Genomic DNA, 24,196 nt, shown 5'->3' on the forward strand with positions numbered 1-24,196 from the left:
AGCTAATTAGTTTTACTCTAATTGCTGTAAAAATAAATGAAGGGCTTTTTGTCCTTCATTTATTTTATCTGCCAGAATATCTAACCACTGCTTTAACACCTCATCAGATTCATCAATCGCACCATGTTCCATTATTTTGGCATGAAGCTGCACGTCATTAAGACCTACTGAGCCAGCCGCCCCTTTGAGTTTATGCGCTACTGATTCATATTCTTCTCTATCACCAGTATTTAATGAAGTAAGTAACTCTTGCTGATATTGTGGACTTAGCTTTTCGAATAGCTGACTACTGCGCCTAAACACAACTAAGCCCATTGAATTGACAAAGTCTTCTATTGTTTCTATATCTAATAAGTGTGCATCAATGCCTTTAAGGGCTTCTTCACTTACTTTTAGCAGTGGCTCTGTGCATTCACTTTGCTTAATTCCAAATAAATCAGCCAGCATTTTATCAAGCTTCACTGTGTTAATTGGTTTAGCAAGCGCCCCTTGTATTGATATGCCTTCAAGCTCTTCTTCAGCACTACGAACATTGGCCGTAAGTGCCACAATAGGTAATTTATCAAAGTGACTATCTGAGCGTATTTGCTTGGCAACTACATCACCATTTATATCAGGCAATTGCATATCAAGTAATACTAAATCTAAGTCATCTTCGGTTTCGACAAACGAGAGTGCATCTTCACCAGTTTCAGCCCACAACACTTCATGCCCGCGTTGCTCTAATAAGTTTGTAGCAATTTCAGCGTTAAGAGGTACATCTTCTACTAGTAAAATATACAAACCACGACCAACATAACTTTGCTCTGTTGGTGCCACACATAAACTAAGCGGTATTTGAACTGTAAAGCAACTTCCTTCGCCCTCAGTACTATTTACTGTAATTATCCCTTTCATCGCACTTACAAGTGCCTTAGTTACAGCTAAACCAATACCGGAACCTATTGCGTTAGTCCCTTTTAAATCTGGCGCTTTGTAGTACATATCAAATATATGAGCAAGCTGCTCTGGCGGAATACCTTGGCCGGTATCCGATACTTTCATAACTAACCATGGGCCTTCAACTCTGTTTTCTCGGCTACATTCAAGTGTTACCTTTCCTTGCTGTGTAAACTTAACGGCGTTATTAATTAAATTCCAAACAACTTGGCGTAAGCGAGTTGGGTCGAGCTGTGCGTAAATATCCAGCACCCCATTGCGCTTAATATCAAACTCTAGCTCTTTTTGCTCCGCGATTAAGCCCGCAAAGTTAACAACGTCATTTATAAAGTCTGACACATTAATAGAGTTGGTCACTATATCGAGCTGATCTCTATCTATTTTGTCTAAATCAATAATATCGTTAAAAATATTGCCAAGCGTTTCAGCACTCGAAAATATAGTATTACCCCAACTACGCTGCTGTTTGTTTAAGTCAGTATCAAGCAGCATTCGTGTTAAACCAACAATACCATTGAGCGGTGTACGTAGTTCATGGCTTAATGTAGCAATAAACTTACCTTTGTCTTTATAGGCCGTTTCGAGCGCTTGAGCGGCCTCCTTACGACTTGTGATATCACGACCAAAGCCCAGTAGACCAATGTAATCACCTTCATCATTTATAAAAGGTAATTTACGCAGCTCAAACCAACGCGTTTCTCCATTTACCTCATAGCCCACATCAATGGTTAGTGCTTTATGGCTTTGCTCTACTTCTTTATCGGTTTTCAAAACTTCAGATAAAAAGTGACTAGGGAATATTTGCTCAACCGTTTTGCCAATTAGTTCGCTACTTGATTTGCCCATTACTTCTTCAAACATTTTATTACAACCAGCAAACACGCCATTGTTATCGCGGTAGTAAAATAAATCAGGAGATGAATCAACTATTGAGCGCTGCAGCATGCTTTGTTGAGCAAGTTCTTGTTGTGTTTTTTTACGCTCAGCAATTTCTCGTCGTAGTTCTTCAATAGCGCGGTGCTTGGCATGAAATGCCATTTTACGCTCATCAATTTCGATGTTTAGACGGTTAATGTTATCTTTTAGGGTTTGATTTAAAAGCTTTTCTTGCTTGGTGGCGCTATCTAAATAAGCATATGAGGCATCTAGTTGTCGAATTGAATTAAGCAACACACTTATTATTAAAGGAGAAACTACAGCCGTAAAAAATACCACGGCTAAAATATCAACAAGGTGTAATTCGCCTATCGCCACATAATAAAACATGCTCGATAAAATAAGAGATACAGTTAAAAATAAAGTGTAACAAATAGCAGCGGTTTTAAATTCACCAAATCGCGTTATTGAGCTGGAAAGTACCCGAGCCCAAGGGCTCAAAGAATAATCGGTCATACGTAATTTTATCTCTTAGCTGTGTACTTAATATAAAGAAGGCAATGCGTATGTATAAACATACCATTTTCCCAGATTTTAGCATTTTTCTCCTACCACTACTCACGTTGTGCGATAAAAACAGAATTTTTCATGTTTGATTTAGCTCATCTATTAAACTCATCATTTCAGCAATAAATTATTTAGTGTAAAATGCCCCGCTTTATTATCCCCAAAATACGAGTAGCGCACATGCAAACCAATATGCCAGATATAGCAGACACTGCACCCGCTTTACAAACAGGTAAATTAGACTGGGTTGGCATGGGCGAAATAGAACTGCCATTTATTTTTGAATCCCGAGACTTATCTCCAGTTACAGTAAACGCCAAAGCTCGTGCATTTGTAAATTTACATAAAGAAGATGCCAAAGGCATTCATATGTCACGTCTATTTTTGGCACTTGACCTGCTTTCAACCGAGCAGCAAGTCAATCCGCAAACAATAGCGCAGGCACTCGATACCTTTATAACTAGCCATGAAGGGCTGAGCGATAAAGCGCAAATTGAATTTAAATTTGAATTACCGCTCCGCCGTAAGTCACTATTAAGTGGTAAAGCGGGCTGGAAAAGCTACCCAGTTGTACTGACCAGTACAATTGAAAATAACGTTATTAGCTACGAGCTAACCGTAGATGTTACTTATTCTTCAACGTGCCCATGCTCTGCTGCACTTGCGCGCCAGCTTATACAAAACGCGTTTAACGAAAAGTTTAACCAAGAAACGTTAAGCCAAAAAGACGTGCACGAATGGCTAGGCACTACACAAGGCATTGTAGCTACTCCCCACTCGCAGCGCTCTATTGCCAACGTAAAAGTAAAGCTTGATAGCAACATTCAAGAATTTGACGTGGTTACGCTAATTAACACTCTTGAAGCTGAGCTTAAAACACCAGTACAAGCAGCAGTAAAACGTGAAGATGAGCAAGAGTTTGCCCGTTTGAATGGTCAAAACCTTATGTTTTGTGAAGACGCAGCGCGTAAAATTAAAGCATTGCTAGAGGCAAACAATTACAGTGATTATTGGCTGCAAATAAACCACTATGAATCACTGCATGCGCACGATGCTGTAGCTATTGCAGTAAAAGGTATTAAAGGAGGCTACAAAGCTTAATCGCTGTGTAGCTATTGCTTGTAAACCAGTCGGTAATTATTTTATAACCCATACTTTTTAGGCACGTAAATTGCTTTGTTTGAGCAGTGTCAATTTGTTGTTATGGAGTTACCGTATGGAATTCGCTTTATTATTAATCCTAGTATTAGTTGTCGGGGCCTCTGTTGTTGCGTCAAAATTTAATGACGATGGCGGAAACCCGTATCCTTTTACTCGCAAGCAAACTGTTTTTACGCAGGTTGAAGGCGCTTTTTTAAATCTTCTAGAGCGTGCTGTTGGCGATCAATATAAAATTGTTAGTCGCGTTAAGTTAATCGACGTCATTGACTGTAAGCAAGGGCTTTCAGTAAAGTCTAAACGTGCTGCTTTAGCTAAAGCTAAAAATAAGCAACTCGACTTTGTTTTAATCGACAAAGAAAAACTAACAATCATTGCTGCTGTTGACCTAGTTAACAATGCCAACAAAGATGGCCACAAAGCTCAACGCGACTGGTTTGTAAACGGTGCACTAGAGTCTGCGGGCATTCCACATATTCGTATGAAAGTTAAATCGGGCTACCGCCCTTCTGAAGTACGCGATGCAATTATGTTTAAACTTGGTAAGCCTGCAGCAACACAAACTCAGCGCCCTGTTCGTAATCGCTCACATAAGCCAGCGGTACTTTCACCTTCTCAAGCTAAAGCGCAAACCACGGCGTTAGCTGAAATTTAAAAAACGAATTAAATACTCTCCTAAAAAGTATTTAAAGCGAGCTCATAAACAAGCTCGCTTTTTTGTTTTTTATTGCTAACTTCACGTATAATCAAGTGATTCAAACTCAGGAATTAAACTTTATGAATGTTGGTATTATTGGCGCAATGGAGCCAGAAGTTAAAATTTTACGTGAAGCTATGCAAAACCCACAAATTTTAACTAAAGCAGGTTTCACTTTTTATACTGGCGAGTTGGCTGGTAACACGGTGACACTTGTTCAATCTGGTATTGGTAAAGTCGCATCAACTATTGCAACTACCTTACTTATCGATAACTTCAAACCTGATTGCATAATTAACACAGGCTCAGCCGGTGGATTCGATCCTTCTCTTAGTGTTGGCGATGTCGTAATTTCGTCAGAAGTACGTCACCACGATGTAGACGTAACTGCTTTTGGCTACGAAATTGGCCAAGTACCACAAATGCCGGCAGGCTTTGCAGCACACCCTAAATTAGTTGAAGCAGCACAGCAAACTATCGAACAAATCAGTGATGTTAAAACACTCGTTGGCTTAATTTGTACTGGTGACACATTTATGTGTGACCCTATACGCATTGATAAAGCACGTAGTGATTTTCCTACAATGCTTGCTGTTGAAATGGAAGGCGCTTCAATTGCACAAACGTGTTTTACGCTAAACACACCATTTGTTGTCATTCGCTCAATGTCTGATATTGCTGGTAAAGAGTCACCACAATCATTTGAAGAATACCTAGAAACAGCATCAATCAACTCATCTAAAATGGTTGTTGCACTTTTAGAAAAGCTTACAGCAGTATCTCTGTAAATGCTTAGCAATATTGTTCAAAATCACTTGGACTTTATTGCCTTTATACTAGCGCTCCTTGCTGAGCGCTTTATTCCCCTTATTAGCTGGTATCATCCTAATACGGCGTTAAAGGCTGTTTTTAGTGCTATTGGCAAACGTATATACAAAAGCAAAGAACCTAAAAGCTATCAATATTTGGCAGCTATACTCGCAAGCTCACTAATTTTAAGTGTCATTCTCATTATTGTAGTGTTGCTACTCGAGTTTGCTTTTTATCCTGAATTACTCGCTGGCCTTATTTTATACTTATGCTTAGAAAGTAAGAGCATTGATAAAAAAGCACTTCGCATTGCAAAGCTAACTAAACAAAATCAAAAATCCACAGCGCGCGAATTACTAAAGCCACTGCTTGCCCGTGAAGTTAATAGACTTTCATCAGCTGGTATTATCAAAGCATTAATTGAGAGCTTAATACTGCGCACCGCTCGATACTATTTCGTAGTCATATTTATATTTTTAGCATTTGGCCCTATAGCTGCCCTTGCCTATCGGTTACTTACCTTAATACAACAAGCATGGCGTAGTGATATCCCCCCAAATAGTTACTTTTTAAAACCGCTTAAAACACTCTTGTTTATTATTGAATATATTCCCATGCGCTTACTCGCTTTAACTATTGCAGCAAGTCGAGCAAGCAAACAAAGCATGCATTATATAAAGCATTATGGCAGGCATTTTTATCAAACAAATACAGGCTGGCTCTTAAGCACATGTTCTGCATCACTTGGCGTGCAGTTGGGCGGGCCTGCAGTTTATTTAGGTACTCGCTTTAATAAAATGCGTATTGGTACTGATAGGCTACCTACACCCGAGGATGTACCTGTAATAATTAATAGGTTAAATCAGGCCCGTGTATTTTGGTTGTTAGTGATAGCCAGCATTGAAATATTAAAATTGATTTAAAGGACTCAAAATACGAGCACAAAAAAACCAGCCGAGGCTGGTTTTTTAGTTTTTAAACTGTGCTTAAGCTACAGTGATGTTTGCAAACTTACGTTTACCTACTTGGTAAATAGCCGTTGTGCCTTTTGCTATTTCAAGTTTGGTATCAGTGATTTTATCTTCACCGTTAAGTTTAACTGCACCTTGCTTAATCATACGCATTGCTTCTGATGTACTTACTACTAAATTTGCTTCTTTAAGCAAGTTAGCAATTAAAATAGTATCTTCTGCGATAGTGATTGTTAGCTCTGGGATTTCATCTGGTAACGCTTTTTTCTGAAAACGCTGAATAAAATCATCATGTGCACCTTGTGCATCAGCTTCACTATGAAAACGAGCAATTAGCTCTTTAGCTAGTTCAATTTTAATATCGCGCGGATTCGTACCTTGCTCAACACGTTCTTTTTGAGCTGCAATCTCTTCAATAGAAAGCGCGCTTAATAAGTCGTAGTAACGCCACATTAGCACATCACTAATTGACATTATTTTACCAAACATATCGTTAGGCGCATCAGTAATACCAATGTAGTTACCAAGCGACTTAGACATTTTTTGAACGCCGTCAGTACCTTCAAGTAATGGCATCATTAATACTGTTTGCGGCTTTTGACCTTCTACTTTTTGTAGCTCACGGCCCATTAACAAATTAAAGCGCTGATCAGTACCGCCTAGTTCAACATCTGACTCAAGTGCAACCGAATCCCAACCTTGTACCAGTGGATATAAAAACTCATGAATTGCAATTGGTTGGCCGCTTCCGTAACGCTTTTTAAAGTCATCACGTTCAAGCATACGTGCTACGGTTTGGTTTGCAGCAAGTTTAATCATGCCTGCAGCGCCTAACTTTTCCATCCAAGTAGAGTTAAATGCAACAGTGGTCTTAGCAGGATCTAGAATTTTGAATACTTGTTCTTTATATGTTTCGGCATTGGCTAGTACGTCTTCACGAGTAAGTGGTTTACGCGTTACGTTTTTCCCCGTTGGATCACCAATCATGCCGGTAAAGTCACCAATTAAGAAAATAACCTCATGACCTAAATCCTGAAAGGTTTTCATTTTATTAATTAGTACAGTGTGTCCTAAGTGTAAATCAGGCGCTGTAGGATCAAAGCCTGCTTTTATTTTTAGCTTCTTGCCCGACTTTAGTTTTTCAACTAGTTCGTCTTCAATTAATATTTCTTCTGCACCGCGTTTTATCTCTGCTAGAGCGGTTTGTAAATCCACTGTGTATTACTCCAAAATTCTGCCGACGAAGGGGCGACTAGTTACTTGCGTAGTCACGGTTTAATAAAGATTTAAACCGAATAAATAGATGTAGCTAACATAACAAATTTCTACCTAATTAAAACAACTTTTTAAGTGATTCATGCAACTAAACTAAATCAATTGAGTCTTAGCTAGGTAGAGCGTTAAAAAAGGCTTTCTAAGCCCGATTTTAGCGTAGTTTAAGGTCAGTTTAAATCTACAAAACACTAGTATTCGTACATTATTAAGTATATCCTGCAATATTATGTATTTATTATCTTGACAGCAGAAAAAGGCACGTTATGGTTCACGTGGTTCACACGCTCCCCAAAAAACACAAATTGCTTATTCTAGGTTTGGTTTCTGCTATTGTTGGCTTAGCCTTTCTTCCTTCTGAAAAAGCCACTGCATCCAAAGACAATAGTGCAAATGCACTAGAAATTGGTAAGCGCTATGAGTTACAAGTTAAAGTTGATAACAACGAAAAATTAACTGAGTTAAATTCAGAGCAAGCAGCAGAAAAGTTACCAGAATACGACTTTGTCGATCATAAAGTTAAAAATGGCGACAATTTAGCAATTATCTTTAAGCGTGCTGGTTTTTCGGCTCAAACGCTTCATAAACTAATTAACACTAATGCGGAGACTCGCAAACTGACTAAAATTCACCCAGGTGAAATACTTAGTTTTGCGACAGCTGAAGATGGCTCCTTAGCTCAACTGCGCTATGTGATTTCAAAAACCGATACTTTATTTGTTACCTTAAACGAAGAAGGTAACTACGATACAGCTATTGATAGTAAAGAAATTGAAACGCTAACCAAAACCGCTGGCGGCGAAATATCTAATAACTTTTGGACTTCAGCAATTGCAGCAGGTTTAAGCGAACGCCAAATAATGAACTTTGCGGATATATTTGGTTGGGATGTTGATTTTGCAAACGACATTCGTAAAGGCGATGTATTTGGCTTAATTTACGAGTCTCACTATGTTGATGGCGAGTTTATTGGTACAGGTAAAATTATTGCAGCTGAATTTGTAAACCAAGGTCAGCGCTTTGCAGCTATTCGCCATACCGATGGCAATTTTTATACGCCTGAAGGGCGTAGCATGAAAAAAGCATTTTTACGTGCACCTGTAAGCTTTAAGTATATTAGTTCGAGCTTTAATCCTCGCCGCTTACACCCTGTTACTGGGCAAGTTAGAGCGCACCGTGGTATCGACTTTGCTGCACGCACTGGCACACCTGTTGTTGCATCTGGTAACGGTAAAGTAATCAAAGCCGGTTACAGCAAGTACAACGGTAACTACGTATTTATTAGCCATGGCACGCAATATGTAACTAAGTACTTACACCTAAATAAGAAGCTAGTTAAAACGGGCCAAAAAGTTAAACAGGGCCAACAAATTGGTACTGTAGGTTCTACAGGTCGTGTTACTGGTGCACATTTACACTATGAATTTTTAGTAAATGGCGTTCACCGTAATCCTAAAACTGTAAAACTTCCTAAGTCAGAGCCATTACCTCGCTCAGAACTTGCCAAGTTTAAGCCTATTGCTGATAACTTTATAGCCCAGCTTGAGCGCAATCGCGAGCTACAGTTAGCACTTAAATAAAGTTTATTAATAAACATTAAAAAAGCCTTTGCAGGTTTAACCTGCAAAGGCTTTTTTGTATACGCTATAAACCATTAGTACATTAGTACATAAATGAGCTGAATAACTAAAGACACCATCACTAATGGCCAAATATATTTACTGTATTTGGTTGCGCCGTTGAGCCCTATTTTACTTTGATACTTTTCAAGCAAGGGTATAAGTATCGCCAGCGCAACAAACAAACCAATTAAAATAACGAATATGTTCATATTAACACCCTACTTATGGTAATTCGTGGCCTTTAGCGCTTACATAAAGTGCATACCAATGCTCACGAGTTAGCTCTACGTTTACAGCATCACAAGAGGCTTTAATCCGTTTAGCACTAGTTGTTCCAATAATTGGCTGAATAGATGCGGGATGGCGAAGCAACCATGCAAGTACAATTGCCTCAGCAGAGGTTTCATAAAGTGCAGCCAGCTTATTAACTAAAAGACTGGTGTTGATATCTGCCTGAGATGCGTTTGATAAATCACTACCGCTGTACAAGCCTTGGCATAAACTACCCCAGCTTTGAATTTGGATTTCAAAATGGCGACAGTACTCAATACTACCTGGTGTAAAATTAAGATCTTTACCGTCACTGTTACCGGCATATACACCGTCATCAACAAACTGATGTTTTTGTAAACTAGCCTCAATTTGGTTAGCAACGATTGGCATATCAAGCGCATGTTGTAAAAAGTTCATTTGGTGCTGCTGCATATTAGACACTGCAAAATTGCGCACTTTACCGCTTTCTTTTAAGCAACTAAATATGCGAGCAATTTCGTTAACTTCCATGAGTGGATCAGGGCGATGCAGCATAAGTACGTCTAAATAATCTGTATTTAATCGTTTTAATGATGCTTCAACTGATTGCTCAATCCACTTTGATGAAAAATCATAGCGCTTTGGCCCTAAGTCATCTTCAAAACGAATCCCACACTTAGATTGAATATACATGTGCTCTCTAAGCTCTGGTCGCTCACTTAATGCTTTACCAAAAACCTGTTCTGCTTTACCAAAAGTATAAATATCAGCATGGTCAAAAAAATTAATACCACCTTCAATGGCGTTATCTATACATTCATGAGCTTGCTTAACATGTGCATCAGTGATTGCGTCTTTATTCCAACCGCCGCCCAGACCCATACATCCAAATACAAGTTTACTAACATGAGGCAAGTGCTTTGCTAAAGGTGTGTGAAGCATGATAACTATCCTTAAAATTTTGAAGAGCTGTTACTGTAAACAAAAAGTGCTGAACAAGAAACCATTTAGCGGTGAACAAATTAAGAACAAAAAAAAGCGCAGTAAACTGCGCTTAATGGTTAATCTATTTTAAATTACATTTTTAGCCAACAAGTGCTAATAAAATACCCGCAGCAACTGCACTACCAAGTACACCCGCTACGTTGGGTCCCATTGCATGCATAAGTAAAAAGTTATGTGGGTTACTTTCAAGGCCAACTTTATTAACTACTCGTGCCGCCATTGGCACAGCAGATACACCTGCAGCCCCAATTAATGGGTTTATAGGTGTTTTAGATATACGGTTAAGTCCTTTTGCCATAAATACGCCAGATGCCGTACCAATTGCAAAAGCCAGTGCGCCAAGCACTAAAATACCAATCGTCTCAACAGTTAAAAACTTATCTGCAGCAAGCTTTGAACCTACAGCTAAACCTAAAAATATAGTTGTAACATTGATGATTTCGTTTTGAGCACTGTTACTTAATCTATCAACAACACCCGACTCTCGCATTAAGTTACCTAAACAAAACATACCTACCAGCGGTATAGCAGCCGGTAAAAACATAGCCGTTAAACTAAGCACCATAAGAGGAAAAATAATCTTTTCCTTTTTAGATACTTTGCGAAGCTCTGGCATTTTTATTTTACGTTCTTCTGGGGTTGTTAATGCACGCATAATTGGCGGCTGAATAATTGGCACAAGTGCCATATATGAATACGCAGCTACTGCTATTGCGCCTAGTAAATCAGGTGCCAGTTTAGATGCTAAAAATATTGCAGTAGGCCCATCGGCACCACCTATAATGGCTATAGCCGATGCGTCCTGTAGAGTAAATTCAAAACCTGGCACATAGTTAAGTAATATAGCGCCAAACAATGTAGCAAAAATACCAAACTGTGCAGCCGCACCTAATAACAACATACGTGGGTTTGCAATAAGCGCGCTAAAGTCGGTCAGCGCCCCTACTCCCATAAATATCAACAGCGGAAAAATCCCCGTATCAATACCCACATAATAAACGTAGTACAAAAGCCCACCTGGGTCTGACAAACCTGCCACTGGTACATTTGTTAAAATTGCACCAAAACCAATAGGTAGTAATAATAGTGGTTCAAAGCCTTTAGCTATCGCTAAAAACAGTAATAAACACCCTACCGCAATCATTATTAACGATGGGATTGTAAAGTTAGCAATGCCTGTCGCATTCCAGAGGTTTAAAATACCTTCCATCCTCTATTTACTCCTAAGCTAATGCAATCATAGCGTCGCCGGTAGTTACAGCATCGCCTTCACTAACTAACACTTCAGCAATTGTTCCGGTATGCGTAGCGCGTATTTCAGTTTCCATTTTCATGGCTTCCATAATAATCACTACATCGCCTTCGTTAACAACTTGCCCAGCTTTTACCTTAATCTTAAAAATATTACCGGCTAGAGGCGCGTTAAGTGTTTCACCTGATGCAACCGAAGCAGATTGAGGAATGTGCTCAGAGTCTTTTAATGTTACTTCTTTAAGTTCACCACCTTGCGCTACGACTACGTCATAAACTTTACCATCTACTTTTACGCTGTATTGCTCAGCCTTCATTTTGTTACTATTTGAAACTGATTTAGAAGGTGCTTTACTGCTTTTATCTTCAACAGAAGGTACTGGCTCAAATGCATCTGGGTTGTTGCGGTTTTTAATAAACTTCAAACCAACTTGTGGGAATAATGCATAAGTTAATACGTCATCAATTTGATCATCAGCAAGTGTTAAACCTTGCTCTTGTGCTTCTTTTAATAACTCAGCTTCAAGCGTTGCAAGCTCAGGTGCAATGTTATCAGCAGGGCGACAAGTAATAACTTCCGCTCCATCAAGCACGCGCTCTTGTAGCTCTTTATTCATTGGTGCTGGTGTTAAGCCATATTCACCTTTTAATACGCCAGCAGTTTCTTTAGTAATGGTTTTATAACGCTCACCCGTTAGCACATTAAGTACCGCTTGAGTGCCAACAATTTGCGACGTTGGTGTTACTAAAGGTAAAAAGCCAAGATCTTCACGTACACGTGGGATCTCAAGTAAAACCTCATTAAGCTTATCGGCTGCGCCTTGCTCTTTAAGTTGGTTTTCCATGTTTGTAAGCATGCCACCAGGTACTTGAGCTAATAAAATGCGCCCATCAACCCCTTTTAAGCTACCTTCAAATGCCGCATATTTTTTACGTACATCTCTAAAGTAAGCAGCAATTTCTTCTAGGTGGTTTAAATCAAGCTCAGTATCGCGCTCAGTTCCTTCAACTATCGATACAATAGTTTCAGTTGCAGAATGTCCATAAGTCATACTCATTGATGAAATAGCGGTATCGAGCATATCAATGCCAGCATCAATTGCTTTTTGGTAAGTAGCAGTACTTAAACCTGTTGTAGCGTGGCACTGCATAGCAATTGGAATAGATACAGTTTCTTTAAGTGCTTTAATTAGTTTTTCAGCATCGTACGGCTTTAATAAACCCGCCATATCTTTAATACAAATTGAGTGACAACCCATATCTTCAAGCTGTTTTGCAAGAGTTAGCCACATATCAAGTGTATGAACAGGGCTAACTGTGTACGAAATAGTACCTTGAGCGTGAGCGCCTACTTTTACAGCCGCCTTAATAGCTGTTTCTAGATTGCGAACATCGTTCATTGCATCAAATATACGAAATACGTCAACGCCATTTTTATGTGCGCGTTCTACAAACTTTTCAACTACGTCATCAGCGTAATGGCGGTAACCTAATAAGTTTTGACCGCGTAATAGCATTTGCTGTTTAGTATTAGGCATCGCTTTTTTAAGTGCACGAATACGCTCCCAAGGATCTTCGCCTAAATAACGAATACACGAGTCAAATGTAGCCCCGCCCCACGATTCAATAGACCAATAACCCGCATCGTCTAATTTGCTAGCAATCGGTAGCATATCGTCTAGGCGCATACGCGTTGCTAATAATGATTGGTGAGCATCGCGTAATACCAATTCTGTTAATTTTAATTTAGCCATGTGTGTGCCCCTTATTTATTATTTGATTTGTACTGAGCAATGGCAGCACTAATAGCAGCGATGTGCTCATTAGGCACACCTTGAGATTTAAAAGATGGTGATTTAACTGGTGTCGCCACGTCAGGTTCGCTAAAGCGCGTCACCAAATTAGACATAAGCGTTACTGCACCAATTAATATCGACAGAAATACAAACACTCCAACCATGCCAGTAAGCATTAAGTTACCAGCCGTTGTGAGTAGAGCACCTATATCCATTTTTCTCCCCTTGAAACCCATATCGAAAATAAAAAATCGATTTAATTAAATATTTATTCACTGGATAATAACAAAACTAATCGCTTTGTCTACATCTTGTAAATTGGTAAAACCAATTAAACAATAAACAACATAACACTCAATTAATTTACGTGCTATAACTCAGCAATCACGCGCTCTACAATACATACAAGAAATAACGACTATAGCTAATAGTTATATGGAAGTTGTTAATTAACTATCAAGCTAAGTAAAAATAAACACTAATTCTTAATATTAAATGCAAAGCCACACACTAATTGTTAATTGGTCTTACCAAAACGAGTTTATTTAGTGAACATTTAGCAGTTATTTGCAACAGTGTGAATAACTTACATAACAAAGCGTAAAAGTTACTAACCAACTAATAACTAGAGTAATAGCAAAAAACAATAACCAATTGATATTTATAACAAATAAATTTTGGCATATAACTGGCATTAGTTATTATGAGCAAATTTGATAACCAAGGAGAAAACAATGTTACGCTGGACAATTACATTTTTAGTTATTGCTTTAATCGCTGCAGTGTTAGGTTTTGGTGGCATCGCAGGTGCCGCAGCTGGTATAGCAAAAATTATATTTTTTATCTTTTTAGTACTTTTAGTGATTTCATTAGTTTCAGGTGCACTACGTGGTAAATCACCCAGGTAGATAAAGCATTCAACTAACAAACACTAAAATTTAATTAATACTTACAAGGAATTACACTATGAACTCTACAACTTTAAAAGCAGCACTAATCGCAGTATTTGCAGGTTTTTTCATGATGGGTTGTGAAGACAACCATGCAGAAGATGCTGGCGAACGTATCGACGAAGCAGTAACTGACGTGCAAAACTCTGTTGAAGATGCATGTGAAAATGTTAAAGAAGGCGTGAACGCTGAAGAAACTAACTGTTAATTCTTCTTGTACCGCTAAAAAAAACGGCTTTCGAGCCGTTTTTTTGTGCCAGTAATAAAATCACTGACTATAAAGCTGCTCATTTAGCAGTTAGCTTGTTAAAATAAAAAAAACGATATTTAAAGCAAGGCAAAATGGCATTCACAACCACCTACACATTAGATAAACCCTACTTTTACGAGTGTTTTGATGAGTCACTCCCTTATAGTAAGCGTGCAAAACCTAAATACTTTTTACTTGTGTTGTTAGTTGCGCTTGGTTTATTTGGCATTTATGTTTTAGACGATCATTACTTAGGATCGTTTATGATCATGTTAGCGGTACTCGAGTGCGTCGCATTTTACTATCGCAGACCATGGTGGGTAACCAGACAAATGCTCAGCAGAGCATCAGGCTCTGAGGTAACACTTACCTTTGATGAAGAAGGTATTAAATCTGCTAATCATTACAAAAGCTATCAATTAGAATGGCAAAATATAAGCGAAGTAATTGACACCCAGCAAGGTATTATTATTAAAAACAAAAGCGGTATGCAGTACATATCAAAACAAATACTTAATCCTGAAACACTCGCTTTTATAAACAAAAAAGCCACTCAGTGAGTGGCTTTTAGTCTAGTTGAGTTAATTACTCAACTACGTATACGTGTTGATTAAGCATTGCCCGGATTAGGGTTCGACTTTTCAGCTTGTATGCGCATGTAAATCTCTTCACGATGCACTGATACGTCTTTTGGTGCATTAACACCGATTCGAACTTGATTTCCTTTAACACCTAGAACAGTAACTGTTACTTCGTCACCAATCATTAGGGTTTCACCTACTCTACGAGTTAGTATTAGCATTCTCTTGCTCCCATGTTCCAATAAAAATTATAAGATTCCGCTTAAACATACTAATGAAAATTAGACTGAAAAGTAAGTAAAAACTCGCAATCTATCCATTTTCTGTTAAAAATGCCTTGTGTAATGCACGAACAGCCAACTCTAAGTACTTTTCATCTATTAAAACTGAAATTTTAATCTCTGAAGTCGAGACTAAAACCACATTAATATTTTCCTGCGCTAATGCATCAAAAAATAAACTAGCGACACCAGAATGTGATTTCATACCCATGCCAACAGCAGAAACTTTAGCTACTGCTTGCAATCCGCTTATATTTTGAGCACCGAGCTGAGTTTGATCTTCACTCAATAATTCAAGTGCTTGCAGATAATCATTCGAGTGCACAGTAAAAGCATAGTCTATTTTTTCAAAGTTATGATTAACTTGATTAATCATATCTATTTCGATGCCATTTTCGGCAAAAAGTTTCAATATTTTTGAAAGATATTGCGTACCCGTTGGCACACCGTGTACCTTAATTAAACATTCGTCACGATTAAACGCAATCCCCGATACAACCTTGCTTGGCATATCGTTCTCCTCAAAACTTATTAATGTACCTTCATCGGGATTAAAGCTCGAAAGCACCCTAAGTGGCACATTATGTTTTCCTGCGGCTTCTACTGAGCGAATATGCAAAACTTTCGCCCCTAAACTTGCCAGTTCTAGCATTTCGGCAAAGGTAACTTGGCTCATTCTGCGCGCGTTAGGTTCAACACGAGGATCTGTAGTATATACGCCGTCAACGTCTGTATAGATCTGGCATTCGTCAGCTTTTATAGCCGCAGCTATTTCCACAGCCGATGTATCGGTACCGCCGCGCCCAAGCGTTGTAATGTTGCCCTCAACATCACGCCCCTGAAACCCAGCAATAATAGCAATACGATTATGCTCAAGCTCATGCTTCAAACGCGTAGCAGCAACCTCTGCAATACGAGCTTTACCAAACATGTTATCGGTTAAAATATTGACTTGATCGGCTAATAGGCTCACAGCAGAGTGGCCACGTTTTATGATGGCCATAGCAAGTAGTGATACAGAAACCTGCTCTCCGGTGCTAATAAGTACATCTAGTTCACGGCTACTCGGGCGAGTATCGATTTGTTTGGCGAGATTAATTAAGCGGTTGGTTTCTCCCGACATAGCCGAGAGCACCACAACCACTTGATGTCCTTGTTGTCTGGTTTTTACAACAAGGTCGGCGACTGCTTCAATTCGCTCTATTGAGCCAACCGAAGTGCCACCGAATTTTTGAACAATAAGCGCCACTTAGGCTTAAGTACGCTCAGTTAACCAAGCTGTAACGCTATCTAGTGCAGCAGCAAGGTTTTGTGGCTCACTACCACCAGCTTGTGCCATATCTGGACGACCGCCACCTTTACCACCTACTTGGCCTGCCATGTGGTTAACTAACTCACCGGCTTTTACTTTGCCTGTTAAGTCTTTAGTAACACCAGCAATTAGGCTTACTTTGTCGCCACTGGCAACACCCAGTGCAATAACACCTGAGCCAATTTTGTTTTTAAGGTCATCAACCATACCGCGAAGTGCTTTAGATTCAGTACCTTCAACATTTGCTACAAGTAGCTTAACGCCGTTAATTTCAACAATCGAATCAAGTAAAGATGCACCCGCCGCACTTGCTAACTTATCGTTAAGTTGCGCAATTTGCTTTTCAAGACCTTTAGACTTTTCAAGTAACGCCGTTACTTTTTCAAGTACCGATGCGCTGTCGCCTTTAACTAAAGCAGCTACATCATGTAATTGTTGCTCTTGCTCACTAACATAAGCAACTGCATCAGCACCAGTTACCGCTTCAATACGGCGAACGCCTGCTGCAATACCGCTTTCAGATACTATTTTGAATAAACCAATATCGCCTGCGCGCTCAACGTGAGTACCACCACAAAGCTCAATAGAGTAGTCGCCAATAGTAACTACGCGTACTTCGTCATCGTACTTTTCGCCAAACAGCGCCATAGCACCTTTCGCTTTAGCATCATCAATAGCCATAAGCTCAGTATTAAGTGCAAAGTTACGACGAATTTCGTCATTAACTACACGCTCAATTTCACGTAGCTCATCTTTTGTAACCGCTTCAAAGTGCGAAAAGTCAAAACGTAAACGATCAGGCTGAACAAGTGAGCCTTTTTGGCCTACATGGTCGCCTAATAATTGACGTAGTGCTTCGTGTAAAATGTGTGTAGCTGTGTGGTTTTTCTTAATGCTATCGCGGCGTGCATCATCAATAGTCGCATCCACTTTATCGTTAACACCAATGCGACCTTGCACAGTACCGTGGTGAGCAAAAGCATTACCAAGTTTAGTGGTATTAGTAACATTAAATTCGCCACCAGCAACTGTAATAGTACCCGTGTCGCCCGTTTGGCCGCCTGATTCAGCGTAAAACGGTGTACGGTCTAATACTACAATACCTTGTTGACCATCTTCTAATAACTGAACAGCTTCGCCACCGGCAAAAATTTCGACCACTGTCGCGCTATGGTGCGTGCTGTCGTAGCCTTTAAACTCAGTAAGCTTTTCTGATTTTAATTGCTCGTTGTAATCAGCACCAAACTTACCCGCTTGTTGCGCTGTTTTACGTTGTACAGCCATGCATTCTTCAAAGCCCTGATGATCAATCGTCATCTGGCGCTCACGCGCAACATCGGCCGTTAAATCAGCTGGAAAACCATACGTATCGTAAAGTTTAAATACTAAGTCGCCCGGTATAATATCGCCTTTAAGGTCACTTAAGCTTTCTTCTAAAATAGCTAAGCCACGTTCAAGTGTTTTACCAAACTGTTCTTCTTCAATGCGTAATACTTTTTCGATAATTTCTTGTTGCTTAGCAAGCTCTGGGTACGCTTGACCCATTTGCTCAATTAGCGCAGCAACTAATTTATAGAAAAACGAACCTTGTGCACCTAGCTTATTACCGTGGCGCACTGCACGACGAATAATACGACGTAGCACATAACCACGACCTTCGTTAGATGGCATAACACCGTCAGAGATTAAAAACGCACACGAACGAATATGATCCGCCACTACGCGTAGTGACTTATCGTCCATATCTTGCGCGTTAGTTACACTTGCAGCTGCTGCAATTAAGCCTTGGAATAAATCGATTTCGTAGTTTGAATGCACACCCTGCAAAATAGCAGAAATACGCTCAAGGCCCATTCCCGTATCAACAGATTGCTTAGGTAGAGGCAACATTGTACCGTCGCTTTGACGGTTGTATTGCATAAATACAAGGTTCCAAATTTCGATGAAACGGTCGCCGTCTTCCTCGGGAGTGCCCGGAGGTCCACCCCAAATATGCTCACCATGGTCATAAAATATTTCAGAACACGGACCGCATGGACCGGTATCGCCCATAGACCAAAAGTTGTCAGAGGTCGCAATACGAATAATACGATCTTCACTTAAGCCAATATCTTTTGACCAATACTCAAACGCTTCTTCATCATCGTGATAAATAGTAACAAGCAGTTTTTCTTGAGGTAATTTAACAACCTCAGTTAAAAACTCCCACGCAAACTTAATCGCGTCTTGCTTAAAGTAATCACCAAAGCTGAAGTTACCTAACATTTCAAAAAATGTATGGTGGCGAGCAGTGTAGCCTACGTTTTCTAAATCGTTATGCTTACCGCCAGCACGTACACAGCGCTGCGAACTTGTCGCACGTGTATAAGGGCGGCTTTCTGCGCCTAAAAATACATCTTTAAATTGCACCATGCCGGCATTATTAAATAACAACGTGGCATCGTTACCCGGTATAAGCGAGCTAGAAGGTACTATTTGATGTTGCTTGCTGGCAAAAAAGTCTAAAAACTGTTGCCTAATTTGTGCGGTAGTCATGTGCTGCATTTGAAAGTCTCACCTGTATTTACTGTGCTTGCATTGCAAAATTAATTTCATCGTAGCTAAAACCCCGATACATTAAGTAGCGCACGCGCTTAGCTTTATCTTTGTAATCGAGATCTGGCGGTGTATTCGAATATTTTTTATTGTACGCATCCTGCGCAAGCTCAAACCAATCTATTTCAAGCTCTTCAACTACCATTTCAAGTAGCGAACGATCAATCCCTTTGCCCATAGCTTCGCTTTGTATTCGCTTAAGCCCGTGGCATTTAAATATGTGTTTTCTTACAAAGCCTTCACAGTATCGCTGCTCGTTAATAAAATTGTGCTTTTCGCACCAATCAAGCAGCGTTTCAATAAACTCTTCTGTCGCTTCTTTTTGCTGTAATTTGAGCGTTAACTCACGACGCGAATATTCTTGGCGCCCTAGTAACCAAAGTACATAGTTTTTTAGTTTTTGCTTTAATTTATCATCCATTAAGCGTCAAAACGTCCGCTTGTTTCACTGCTAAGTGGCTTAACATTAATGTCGTCACTTAATGGTACAACAGGCATAAAAATGGCTTGATAAGATACAAAAAAGCTAATGTAGCAAATCGGCATTAAAATCAACAGTGGTAAGAACGATAAGAACATCGAAAGCGCCATAAATAATGCGCAAATAAGGCCAAAAACGCCAAGTGGCAAAATGTTATGATAAAACACCATTAACGATTTTTTAAGCGCCGTTAAAATACGTGTTTCTTTACTAAAATAAACAAGCGGTACAGCGTAAGCAAACGCCGTTAAATAAATTAGCATTGCCATAAAAAACAAAATGACATTCGCGCCCGAAATACTCTCAAGCATTTGCTCAAGTGCTACGTTTGGATCAAGTCCTGGTTGGCTCATAACAGCCACTGCATCGGCAAATAAGCCATTAGCAAGTAACGCCATTAAAATGCCCGCACCCATTTGATAAAGTGCTAAACGTAATAACCCTAAACGATTTCCCTTAGCCGTAAATGGCTTGAGAATATCGGCTAGCATAATTTTTCCGCCCTGTTGCTTACTAAGCACCGCTTGGTAAAACCCTGCGGTTAAAAATGGCGTAGCGAGTGCTGCTACTACTTGCAGCAGCGGTAAAAATAAAGACAGCAGCCCTACAATGCCAATAAATAAATGCATAAAAATAAAGGTTGCTGGCTGGGTTTTAAAAATAAGCCATCCGGCTTTTAACCACTTTAGCCCTGCATCGGCTTTAAAAATTCGTAATTGTGTAGACATACTTGCTCTTAATTTAAAACGAAACACGCCAAGTATAACTTGGCGTAAGGGGGGATTAATAGACGAAACGTAATTAAATGATTAAGGTTTTTTAATTTTCTTAATATCTAACATATGCGCGCCATGCTTAATTTTTGTTTCTAGGTACGATTTATTACCCGCAACACCCGCTTTTATGTGCGCATGTGTGCCCACAACCGAGTCAACATTAATACCGGCATCTTTTAATGCATTAAGCTTTTTAGGATTATTAGTCATTAATTTAACGTGACTTAAATTAAGCGCATTGAGCATTAATACCGCATCCGAAAAGTCACGTAAATCATCAGCAAAGCCTAAATGATTATTAGCTTCGTAGGTGTTCATACCTTGCGATTGCAATACGTAAGCGTCTATTTTGTTGTATAAACCAATGCCACGGCCTTCTTGGCGTAAATACAATAAAATACCGCCTTGCTCGTGCATCATTTCAATACATTCATTTAGCTGCTCACCACAATCACAACGAGATGAGTAAAATACATCGCCCGTTAAGCATTCTGAATGCATACGAATTAGCGGTACATCTTGCTCTGTATCGGCGTTGTTAAACACCATAGCAATATGTTCTTTACCATCTTTTAAATCAGTAAATGAGATTATTTCTGCAGGGATATCACTATTTCTGCCAACTTTAAGCTGGACTCTTGCTCTTACTTGCGCCACGACAAATCCAAATATTTAAATAACTACGACACGACAATAAAGTGATAGTATCACAAAATAGGATAAATACACCGTAGTACAAGACTGTTTATGGCAATTATATGGCGACGACAGGCGTTATTTTCAATGACTATTAGCAATAAATTAATACAAATAACCGCCAATGTTATTTACGTTGATTTACCTTAATCAGTGACACCTATAGGCACGTTTGGTATTTTGTATTTTAAACAACGATAGGGATTATTATGAAACGTCAGCAACTCGCTTTATTTATAGGTTTAAGTTTGTCTGCTTTAAGCGCAACAACTTTAAGCACTACAGCATTCGCCAGCCAAGCAAGCGATCCTCAAACGGTATTTAACCAAGCATACCAAAGCTATTTAGCAGCAGTTAAAGCAGACGAAAACGTACAACAAACTGCCAAACTTGCTTACACATCAGGTAAAGCCGTTTACGGTAAAAGCGACGACAATACTGCTAACTTAGCTATTAACTACGCTAAAGCTATTAAAGGCTACGGCGATGAGCTATACGAACAACGTTTTGCACTTTATGATGAAGCACATACTATTTTAGCGGCTAATCACGGCAAACAATCAATAGAAACAGTTGATGCACTGCTCGGAAAAGCTAACTACACAACATCAGCTTACAAAGCAGCTAACTTTTTAGAACAAGTAATAGGTATAGCTAAAACACAAAATAACCCTAAGTTTGTAGCCGACATGAAACTTGAAGCTGCAACGCTACTGGCTAAAAAGTTTAGTTCTAAAAAATATCGTGAGGCTAAAAACTACCTAGAAGAAGCCGACGAATACTACCAAGAAAACTTACCTGAAAACTCACTAGAGCGCATAAAAGCCGATTTTTTAATGGCCTCATTCGCAGAGGGTCGTAAAAGATACAATCAAGCGATTGAAAGGCTAAACCGTATAGTTACTGTATTCGATAGTAACTTAAACTTTGATCACAGTGCAGAGCTAACAGCTCATTCAAAGCTTGTAGGCCTGTACGAAAAGCAAGGTAAAAGCGAAGAAGCAACTAAACATTGCCTAGCTATCGCTCAAATGGTGCCATGGAAAGAATCGCAAGAGCAAACGCCGCTTTACCGTGTTAATCCTAAATACCCAGTTAACAAAGCCAGATTTAGTACCGATGGTAGCGTTGTTATGGAGTTTGAGGTAGACGCAGCTGGCTTTGTAAAAAACCCAAAAGTACTTAGCTCAGAAGGCGGCAGCGCATTTGAAAAATCAGCCAAAGCAGCGCTTGAGCAATGGCGTTACGCGCCAAAGTTTGAAAATGGCAAACCTGTTAGCGCTATTTCTCAGGTACAACTCGACTTTAAAATTAACCGCCACTAAAAGCGGCTCATTAAAAAAGGCGCTTTAAGCGCCTTTTTTAATACCAACTAATACAAATTCTACGTAGTTAAAATTCATAACTTACGCTAATTCCGCCATCGGCTCTTTTTTCATTGCTATCGCTTGCTTTACCGTAGCCCACATCTAGCTCTAATCTAAAACCAGCGCTGTTCAGTTCATTAAAGTTGTAGCTGTACGTAAGCCCTATGCCGTTTGTTGTTTCTTCATCAAAAATACCGCCAATTACACAACCTAGCGTATTAGCAAAGTCAGTTGCTACATCATTAGTTGAACTTTCACACTCTTGGTCTGTATCTCTTGCACCAATAGCGCCCACAAGTACGCCAAAAGCATGTTTTTTATTATCGCTAACCGCTTGTTCAAAACCGGCAGAAAATCCATCATCAAGGCCTAGTTTATAGTTTGCATACCAGCGCTGTGTGTCGTCGTTAGCCGATAAAGACACCTCAGGAATAACTAAATAAGGATAGCCACCCCCAATCGAAAAACTAACATCGTTAGCAAAAGTAGAACAAGAAGCAATAGATAAAGTGAGTAGTAATATTTTTATTTTCATAAAGTTCCCTTTGAGTAAGTATAAAATGTACTTACTTTAGGAACACCATGCAATACGACTAAAAGCTCGTTAAATTTAGCTTTAGTAATAAAATAGGGATTAAATTTTAGCGAGTATTTTATCGCTTGCCGCTTCTATTAAATTGAGCACATTTTCAAAGCCATCATCGCCGCCGTAATAGGGATCGGGAATAGCGCTTTGGGCCTGCTCGCCATATTCTAAAAACAGCGCTAATTTGTACTGTAGATGCTCAGGGCACTGGGCTTTTAAATCAGCTAAGTTTTGCGTATCGGCCGCTAAAATTAAATCAAACTCAGTAAAGTCACTTGTACGCACTTTACGTGAATAAATACCTTTAAAGCTGTAACCGCGCTTCTTCCCGGCTGCCATTGAGCGACTATCAGGCGCTTTACCTTCGTGATAGCCAATAGTGCCCGCCGAATCAACGTTAACGTTAACACCTAGCTTTTTAGCGCGGGCTTTTAATACCGCCTCTGCGGTTGGCGAGCGGCAAATATTACCTAAACACACTATGAGTACTTTTTTCATTGAGGCTCCTCTAACTAATTTAAAAACCTAAGCTTTAAAACTGTTTTAAAATGCTTTCATCGTAATCTTCAACATTAAGCGTTACGTTATGTTGCGCTGCAACAGATTCAAGCTCAGCTTGTTTAATGGCTAAATCGTCCATGGTGATTAGGTTATCGTCTAGTTGCCACAATAACCGAGAGCCCGCGTAGCTATAATGAATCGCTAATAACGCATCGGCATTACCTTCACGGCCAGCGGCTTTTAACTTAGCCATTTTACGGGTTATTTTATTAAGTGCTTTTTTAAGCTCCCACACATAAACAACTTCAGTCATAAAGCTATGTGTACGGTATTTATTAAGTAACCACGCAAGCCCAACGCTTGTAATAGCAACGCCTATTAAGTTCCAATGAAAGTGGCTACCACTTTCATCAGGAAATAAAGCAATCAGCGTTTGCGATATAGCCAAGCTGCCTACAGCCAAACCAATACCGCATCCAGCAATAACACGGTTTAAATGTTTACGGTAACGCGCTTTATTTATTTCAATGAGTTGCATAACAGCCTAAAAAGTTAATAAGTAAAAGAATGCGAATGGCTATTGTAACTAAACCCCACATTTTTT

General features: G+C 39.4%; 25 protein-coding genes. 9 read left to right on the forward strand and 16 right to left on the reverse strand.

Annotated features, from left to right (window positions below; all coding sequences use genetic code 11):
* Positions 1-12 precede the first annotated feature (12 nt).
* Positions 13-2,331, reverse strand: a complete 2,319-nt coding sequence (arcB, locus tag JG479_RS13435; protein WP_039486381.1) for an aerobic respiration two-component sensor histidine kinase ArcB — start codon at positions 2,329-2,331, stop codon at positions 13-15.
* Positions 2,332-2,562: 231 nt separating this feature from the next.
* On the opposite strand from arcB, the gene folE2 reads away from it, so the two are divergent.
* The 4 genes from folE2 (at position 2,563) to JG479_RS13455 (ending at position 5,970) form a co-directional block, all read left to right on the forward strand.
* On the forward strand, positions 2,563-3,483 hold the full coding sequence (gene folE2 / locus JG479_RS13440) for a GTP cyclohydrolase FolE2 (RefSeq protein ID WP_002962551.1): 921 nt from the start codon (positions 2,563-2,565) through the stop codon (positions 3,481-3,483).
* Positions 3,484-3,598: 115 nt separating this feature from the next.
* The gene (locus JG479_RS13445; protein ID WP_002962552.1) at positions 3,599-4,195 is read left to right on the forward strand and encodes a DUF2726 domain-containing protein; all 597 of its coding nucleotides are present in this window, start codon (positions 3,599-3,601) and stop codon (positions 4,193-4,195) included.
* Between the two features lie 122 nt (positions 4,196-4,317).
* The gene (mtnN, locus tag JG479_RS13450) at positions 4,318-5,025 is read left to right on the forward strand and encodes a 5'-methylthioadenosine/S-adenosylhomocysteine nucleosidase (RefSeq protein ID WP_024597687.1); all 708 of its coding nucleotides are present in this window, start codon (positions 4,318-4,320) and stop codon (positions 5,023-5,025) included.
* Positions 5,026-5,970, forward strand: a complete 945-nt coding sequence (locus JG479_RS13455; protein ID WP_200219488.1) for a cobalamin biosynthesis protein CobD/CbiB — start codon at positions 5,026-5,028, stop codon at positions 5,968-5,970.
* A 63-nt stretch (positions 5,971-6,033) separates the two neighbouring features.
* On the opposite strand, the gene tyrS is transcribed toward JG479_RS13455, so the two are convergent.
* Complete coding sequence (tyrS, locus tag JG479_RS13460) at positions 6,034-7,233, reverse strand: tyrosine--tRNA ligase (protein WP_007585427.1); 1,200 nt, start codon at positions 7,231-7,233, stop codon at positions 6,034-6,036.
* A gap of 323 nt (positions 7,234-7,556) precedes the next feature.
* Here tyrS and JG479_RS13465 point away from each other — a divergent pair, with 323 nt between their 5' ends.
* On the forward strand, positions 7,557-8,870 hold the full coding sequence (locus JG479_RS13465) for a peptidoglycan DD-metalloendopeptidase family protein (protein ID WP_024597684.1): 1,314 nt from the start codon (positions 7,557-7,559) through the stop codon (positions 8,868-8,870).
* Positions 8,871-8,944: 74 nt separating this feature from the next.
* Here JG479_RS13465 and JG479_RS13470 read toward each other — a convergent pair whose 3' ends face one another.
* The 5 genes from JG479_RS13470 to JG479_RS13490 form a co-directional block, all read right to left on the reverse strand.
* Positions 8,945-9,121, reverse strand: a complete 177-nt coding sequence (locus tag JG479_RS13470; protein ID WP_007583822.1) for a hypothetical protein — start codon at positions 9,119-9,121, stop codon at positions 8,945-8,947.
* 13 nt (positions 9,122-9,134) lie between these two features.
* Positions 9,135-10,106, reverse strand: coding sequence for an aldo/keto reductase (locus JG479_RS13475; RefSeq protein WP_200219489.1), 972 nt, complete (start codon positions 10,104-10,106; stop codon positions 9,135-9,137).
* A gap of 142 nt (positions 10,107-10,248) precedes the next feature.
* Entirely contained in the window at positions 10,249-11,379 is a 1,131-nt protein-coding gene (locus JG479_RS13480; RefSeq protein ID WP_002961942.1) for a sodium ion-translocating decarboxylase subunit beta, read from the reverse strand.
* Between the two features lie 13 nt (positions 11,380-11,392).
* A complete protein-coding gene (gene oadA, locus JG479_RS13485; RefSeq protein WP_200219490.1) occupies positions 11,393-13,174 on the reverse strand; it encodes a sodium-extruding oxaloacetate decarboxylase subunit alpha in 1,782 nt (593 codons plus the stop codon).
* A gap of 11 nt (positions 13,175-13,185) precedes the next feature.
* Positions 13,186-13,431 (reverse strand): OadG family protein, encoded by a 246-nt coding sequence (locus tag JG479_RS13490; protein ID WP_002961940.1) that lies wholly within the window; start codon positions 13,429-13,431, stop codon positions 13,186-13,188.
* A 519-nt stretch (positions 13,432-13,950) separates the two neighbouring features.
* Between JG479_RS13490 and JG479_RS13495 the strand changes: the two genes are divergently transcribed.
* From JG479_RS13495 to JG479_RS13505, 3 genes are all read left to right on the forward strand, one after another.
* Positions 13,951-14,124: a DUF1328 domain-containing protein gene (locus JG479_RS13495; RefSeq protein WP_002961939.1), complete on the forward strand. Its 174-nt coding sequence runs from the start codon at positions 13,951-13,953 to the stop codon at positions 14,122-14,124.
* 58 nt (positions 14,125-14,182) lie between these two features.
* Positions 14,183-14,374, forward strand: coding sequence for a hypothetical protein (locus JG479_RS13500; protein WP_002961938.1), 192 nt, complete (start codon positions 14,183-14,185; stop codon positions 14,372-14,374).
* Positions 14,375-14,508: 134 nt separating this feature from the next.
* Complete coding sequence (locus tag JG479_RS13505; RefSeq protein ID WP_002961937.1) at positions 14,509-14,976, forward strand: YcxB family protein; 468 nt, start codon at positions 14,509-14,511, stop codon at positions 14,974-14,976.
* 50 nt (positions 14,977-15,026) lie between these two features.
* On the opposite strand, the gene csrA is transcribed toward JG479_RS13505, so the two are convergent.
* From csrA to JG479_RS13535, 6 genes are all read right to left on the reverse strand, one after another.
* Positions 15,027-15,218, reverse strand: a complete 192-nt coding sequence (gene csrA, locus JG479_RS13510) for a carbon storage regulator CsrA (RefSeq protein ID WP_004587515.1) — start codon at positions 15,216-15,218, stop codon at positions 15,027-15,029.
* A gap of 91 nt (positions 15,219-15,309) precedes the next feature.
* Positions 15,310-16,527 (reverse strand): aspartate kinase, encoded by a 1,218-nt coding sequence (locus tag JG479_RS13515; RefSeq protein WP_200219491.1) that lies wholly within the window; start codon positions 16,525-16,527, stop codon positions 15,310-15,312.
* A gap of 6 nt (positions 16,528-16,533) precedes the next feature.
* Positions 16,534-19,134 (reverse strand): alanine--tRNA ligase, encoded by a 2,601-nt coding sequence (gene alaS / locus JG479_RS13520; protein ID WP_008138921.1) that lies wholly within the window; start codon positions 19,132-19,134, stop codon positions 16,534-16,536.
* Between the two features lie 19 nt (positions 19,135-19,153).
* Positions 19,154-19,606 carry a regulatory protein RecX gene (locus JG479_RS13525; RefSeq protein ID WP_002961933.1) on the reverse strand — a complete coding sequence of 151 codons (453 nt, stop codon included), beginning with the start codon at positions 19,604-19,606 and terminating at the stop codon, positions 19,154-19,156.
* A complete protein-coding gene (locus JG479_RS13530) occupies positions 19,606-20,394 on the reverse strand; it encodes a BPSS1780 family membrane protein (protein WP_024595741.1) in 789 nt (262 codons plus the stop codon). Before JG479_RS13530 ends, JG479_RS13525 begins: the two co-directional genes overlap by 1 nt.
* An 81-nt stretch (positions 20,395-20,475) precedes the next feature.
* Positions 20,476-21,099 (reverse strand): GTP cyclohydrolase II, encoded by a 624-nt coding sequence (locus JG479_RS13535; protein ID WP_002961931.1) that lies wholly within the window; start codon positions 21,097-21,099, stop codon positions 20,476-20,478.
* 248 nt (positions 21,100-21,347) lie between these two features.
* Here JG479_RS13535 and JG479_RS13540 point away from each other — a divergent pair, with 248 nt between their 5' ends.
* Positions 21,348-22,463, forward strand: coding sequence for an energy transducer TonB (locus JG479_RS13540; protein WP_039486424.1), 1,116 nt, complete (start codon positions 21,348-21,350; stop codon positions 22,461-22,463).
* Positions 22,464-22,530: 67 nt separating this feature from the next.
* Here JG479_RS13540 and JG479_RS13545 read toward each other — a convergent pair whose 3' ends face one another.
* From JG479_RS13545 to JG479_RS13555, 3 genes are all read right to left on the reverse strand, one after another.
* The gene (locus JG479_RS13545) at positions 22,531-23,040 is read right to left on the reverse strand and encodes a hypothetical protein (RefSeq protein WP_149603193.1); all 510 of its coding nucleotides are present in this window, start codon (positions 23,038-23,040) and stop codon (positions 22,531-22,533) included.
* Positions 23,041-23,139: 99 nt separating this feature from the next.
* Positions 23,140-23,589 carry a low molecular weight protein-tyrosine-phosphatase gene (locus tag JG479_RS13550; protein WP_193225636.1) on the reverse strand — a complete coding sequence of 150 codons (450 nt, stop codon included), beginning with the start codon at positions 23,587-23,589 and terminating at the stop codon, positions 23,140-23,142.
* Between the two features lie 34 nt (positions 23,590-23,623).
* Positions 23,624-24,130 carry a DUF3087 domain-containing protein gene (locus JG479_RS13555; protein WP_024606258.1) on the reverse strand — a complete coding sequence of 169 codons (507 nt, stop codon included), beginning with the start codon at positions 24,128-24,130 and terminating at the stop codon, positions 23,624-23,626.
* Positions 24,131-24,196: the final 66 nt, after the last annotated feature.

Source organism: Pseudoalteromonas sp. LC2018020214 (genome assembly GCF_016598755.1).
In the GTDB taxonomy this organism is placed as follows: domain Bacteria; phylum Pseudomonadota; class Gammaproteobacteria; order Enterobacterales; family Alteromonadaceae; genus Pseudoalteromonas; species Pseudoalteromonas distincta.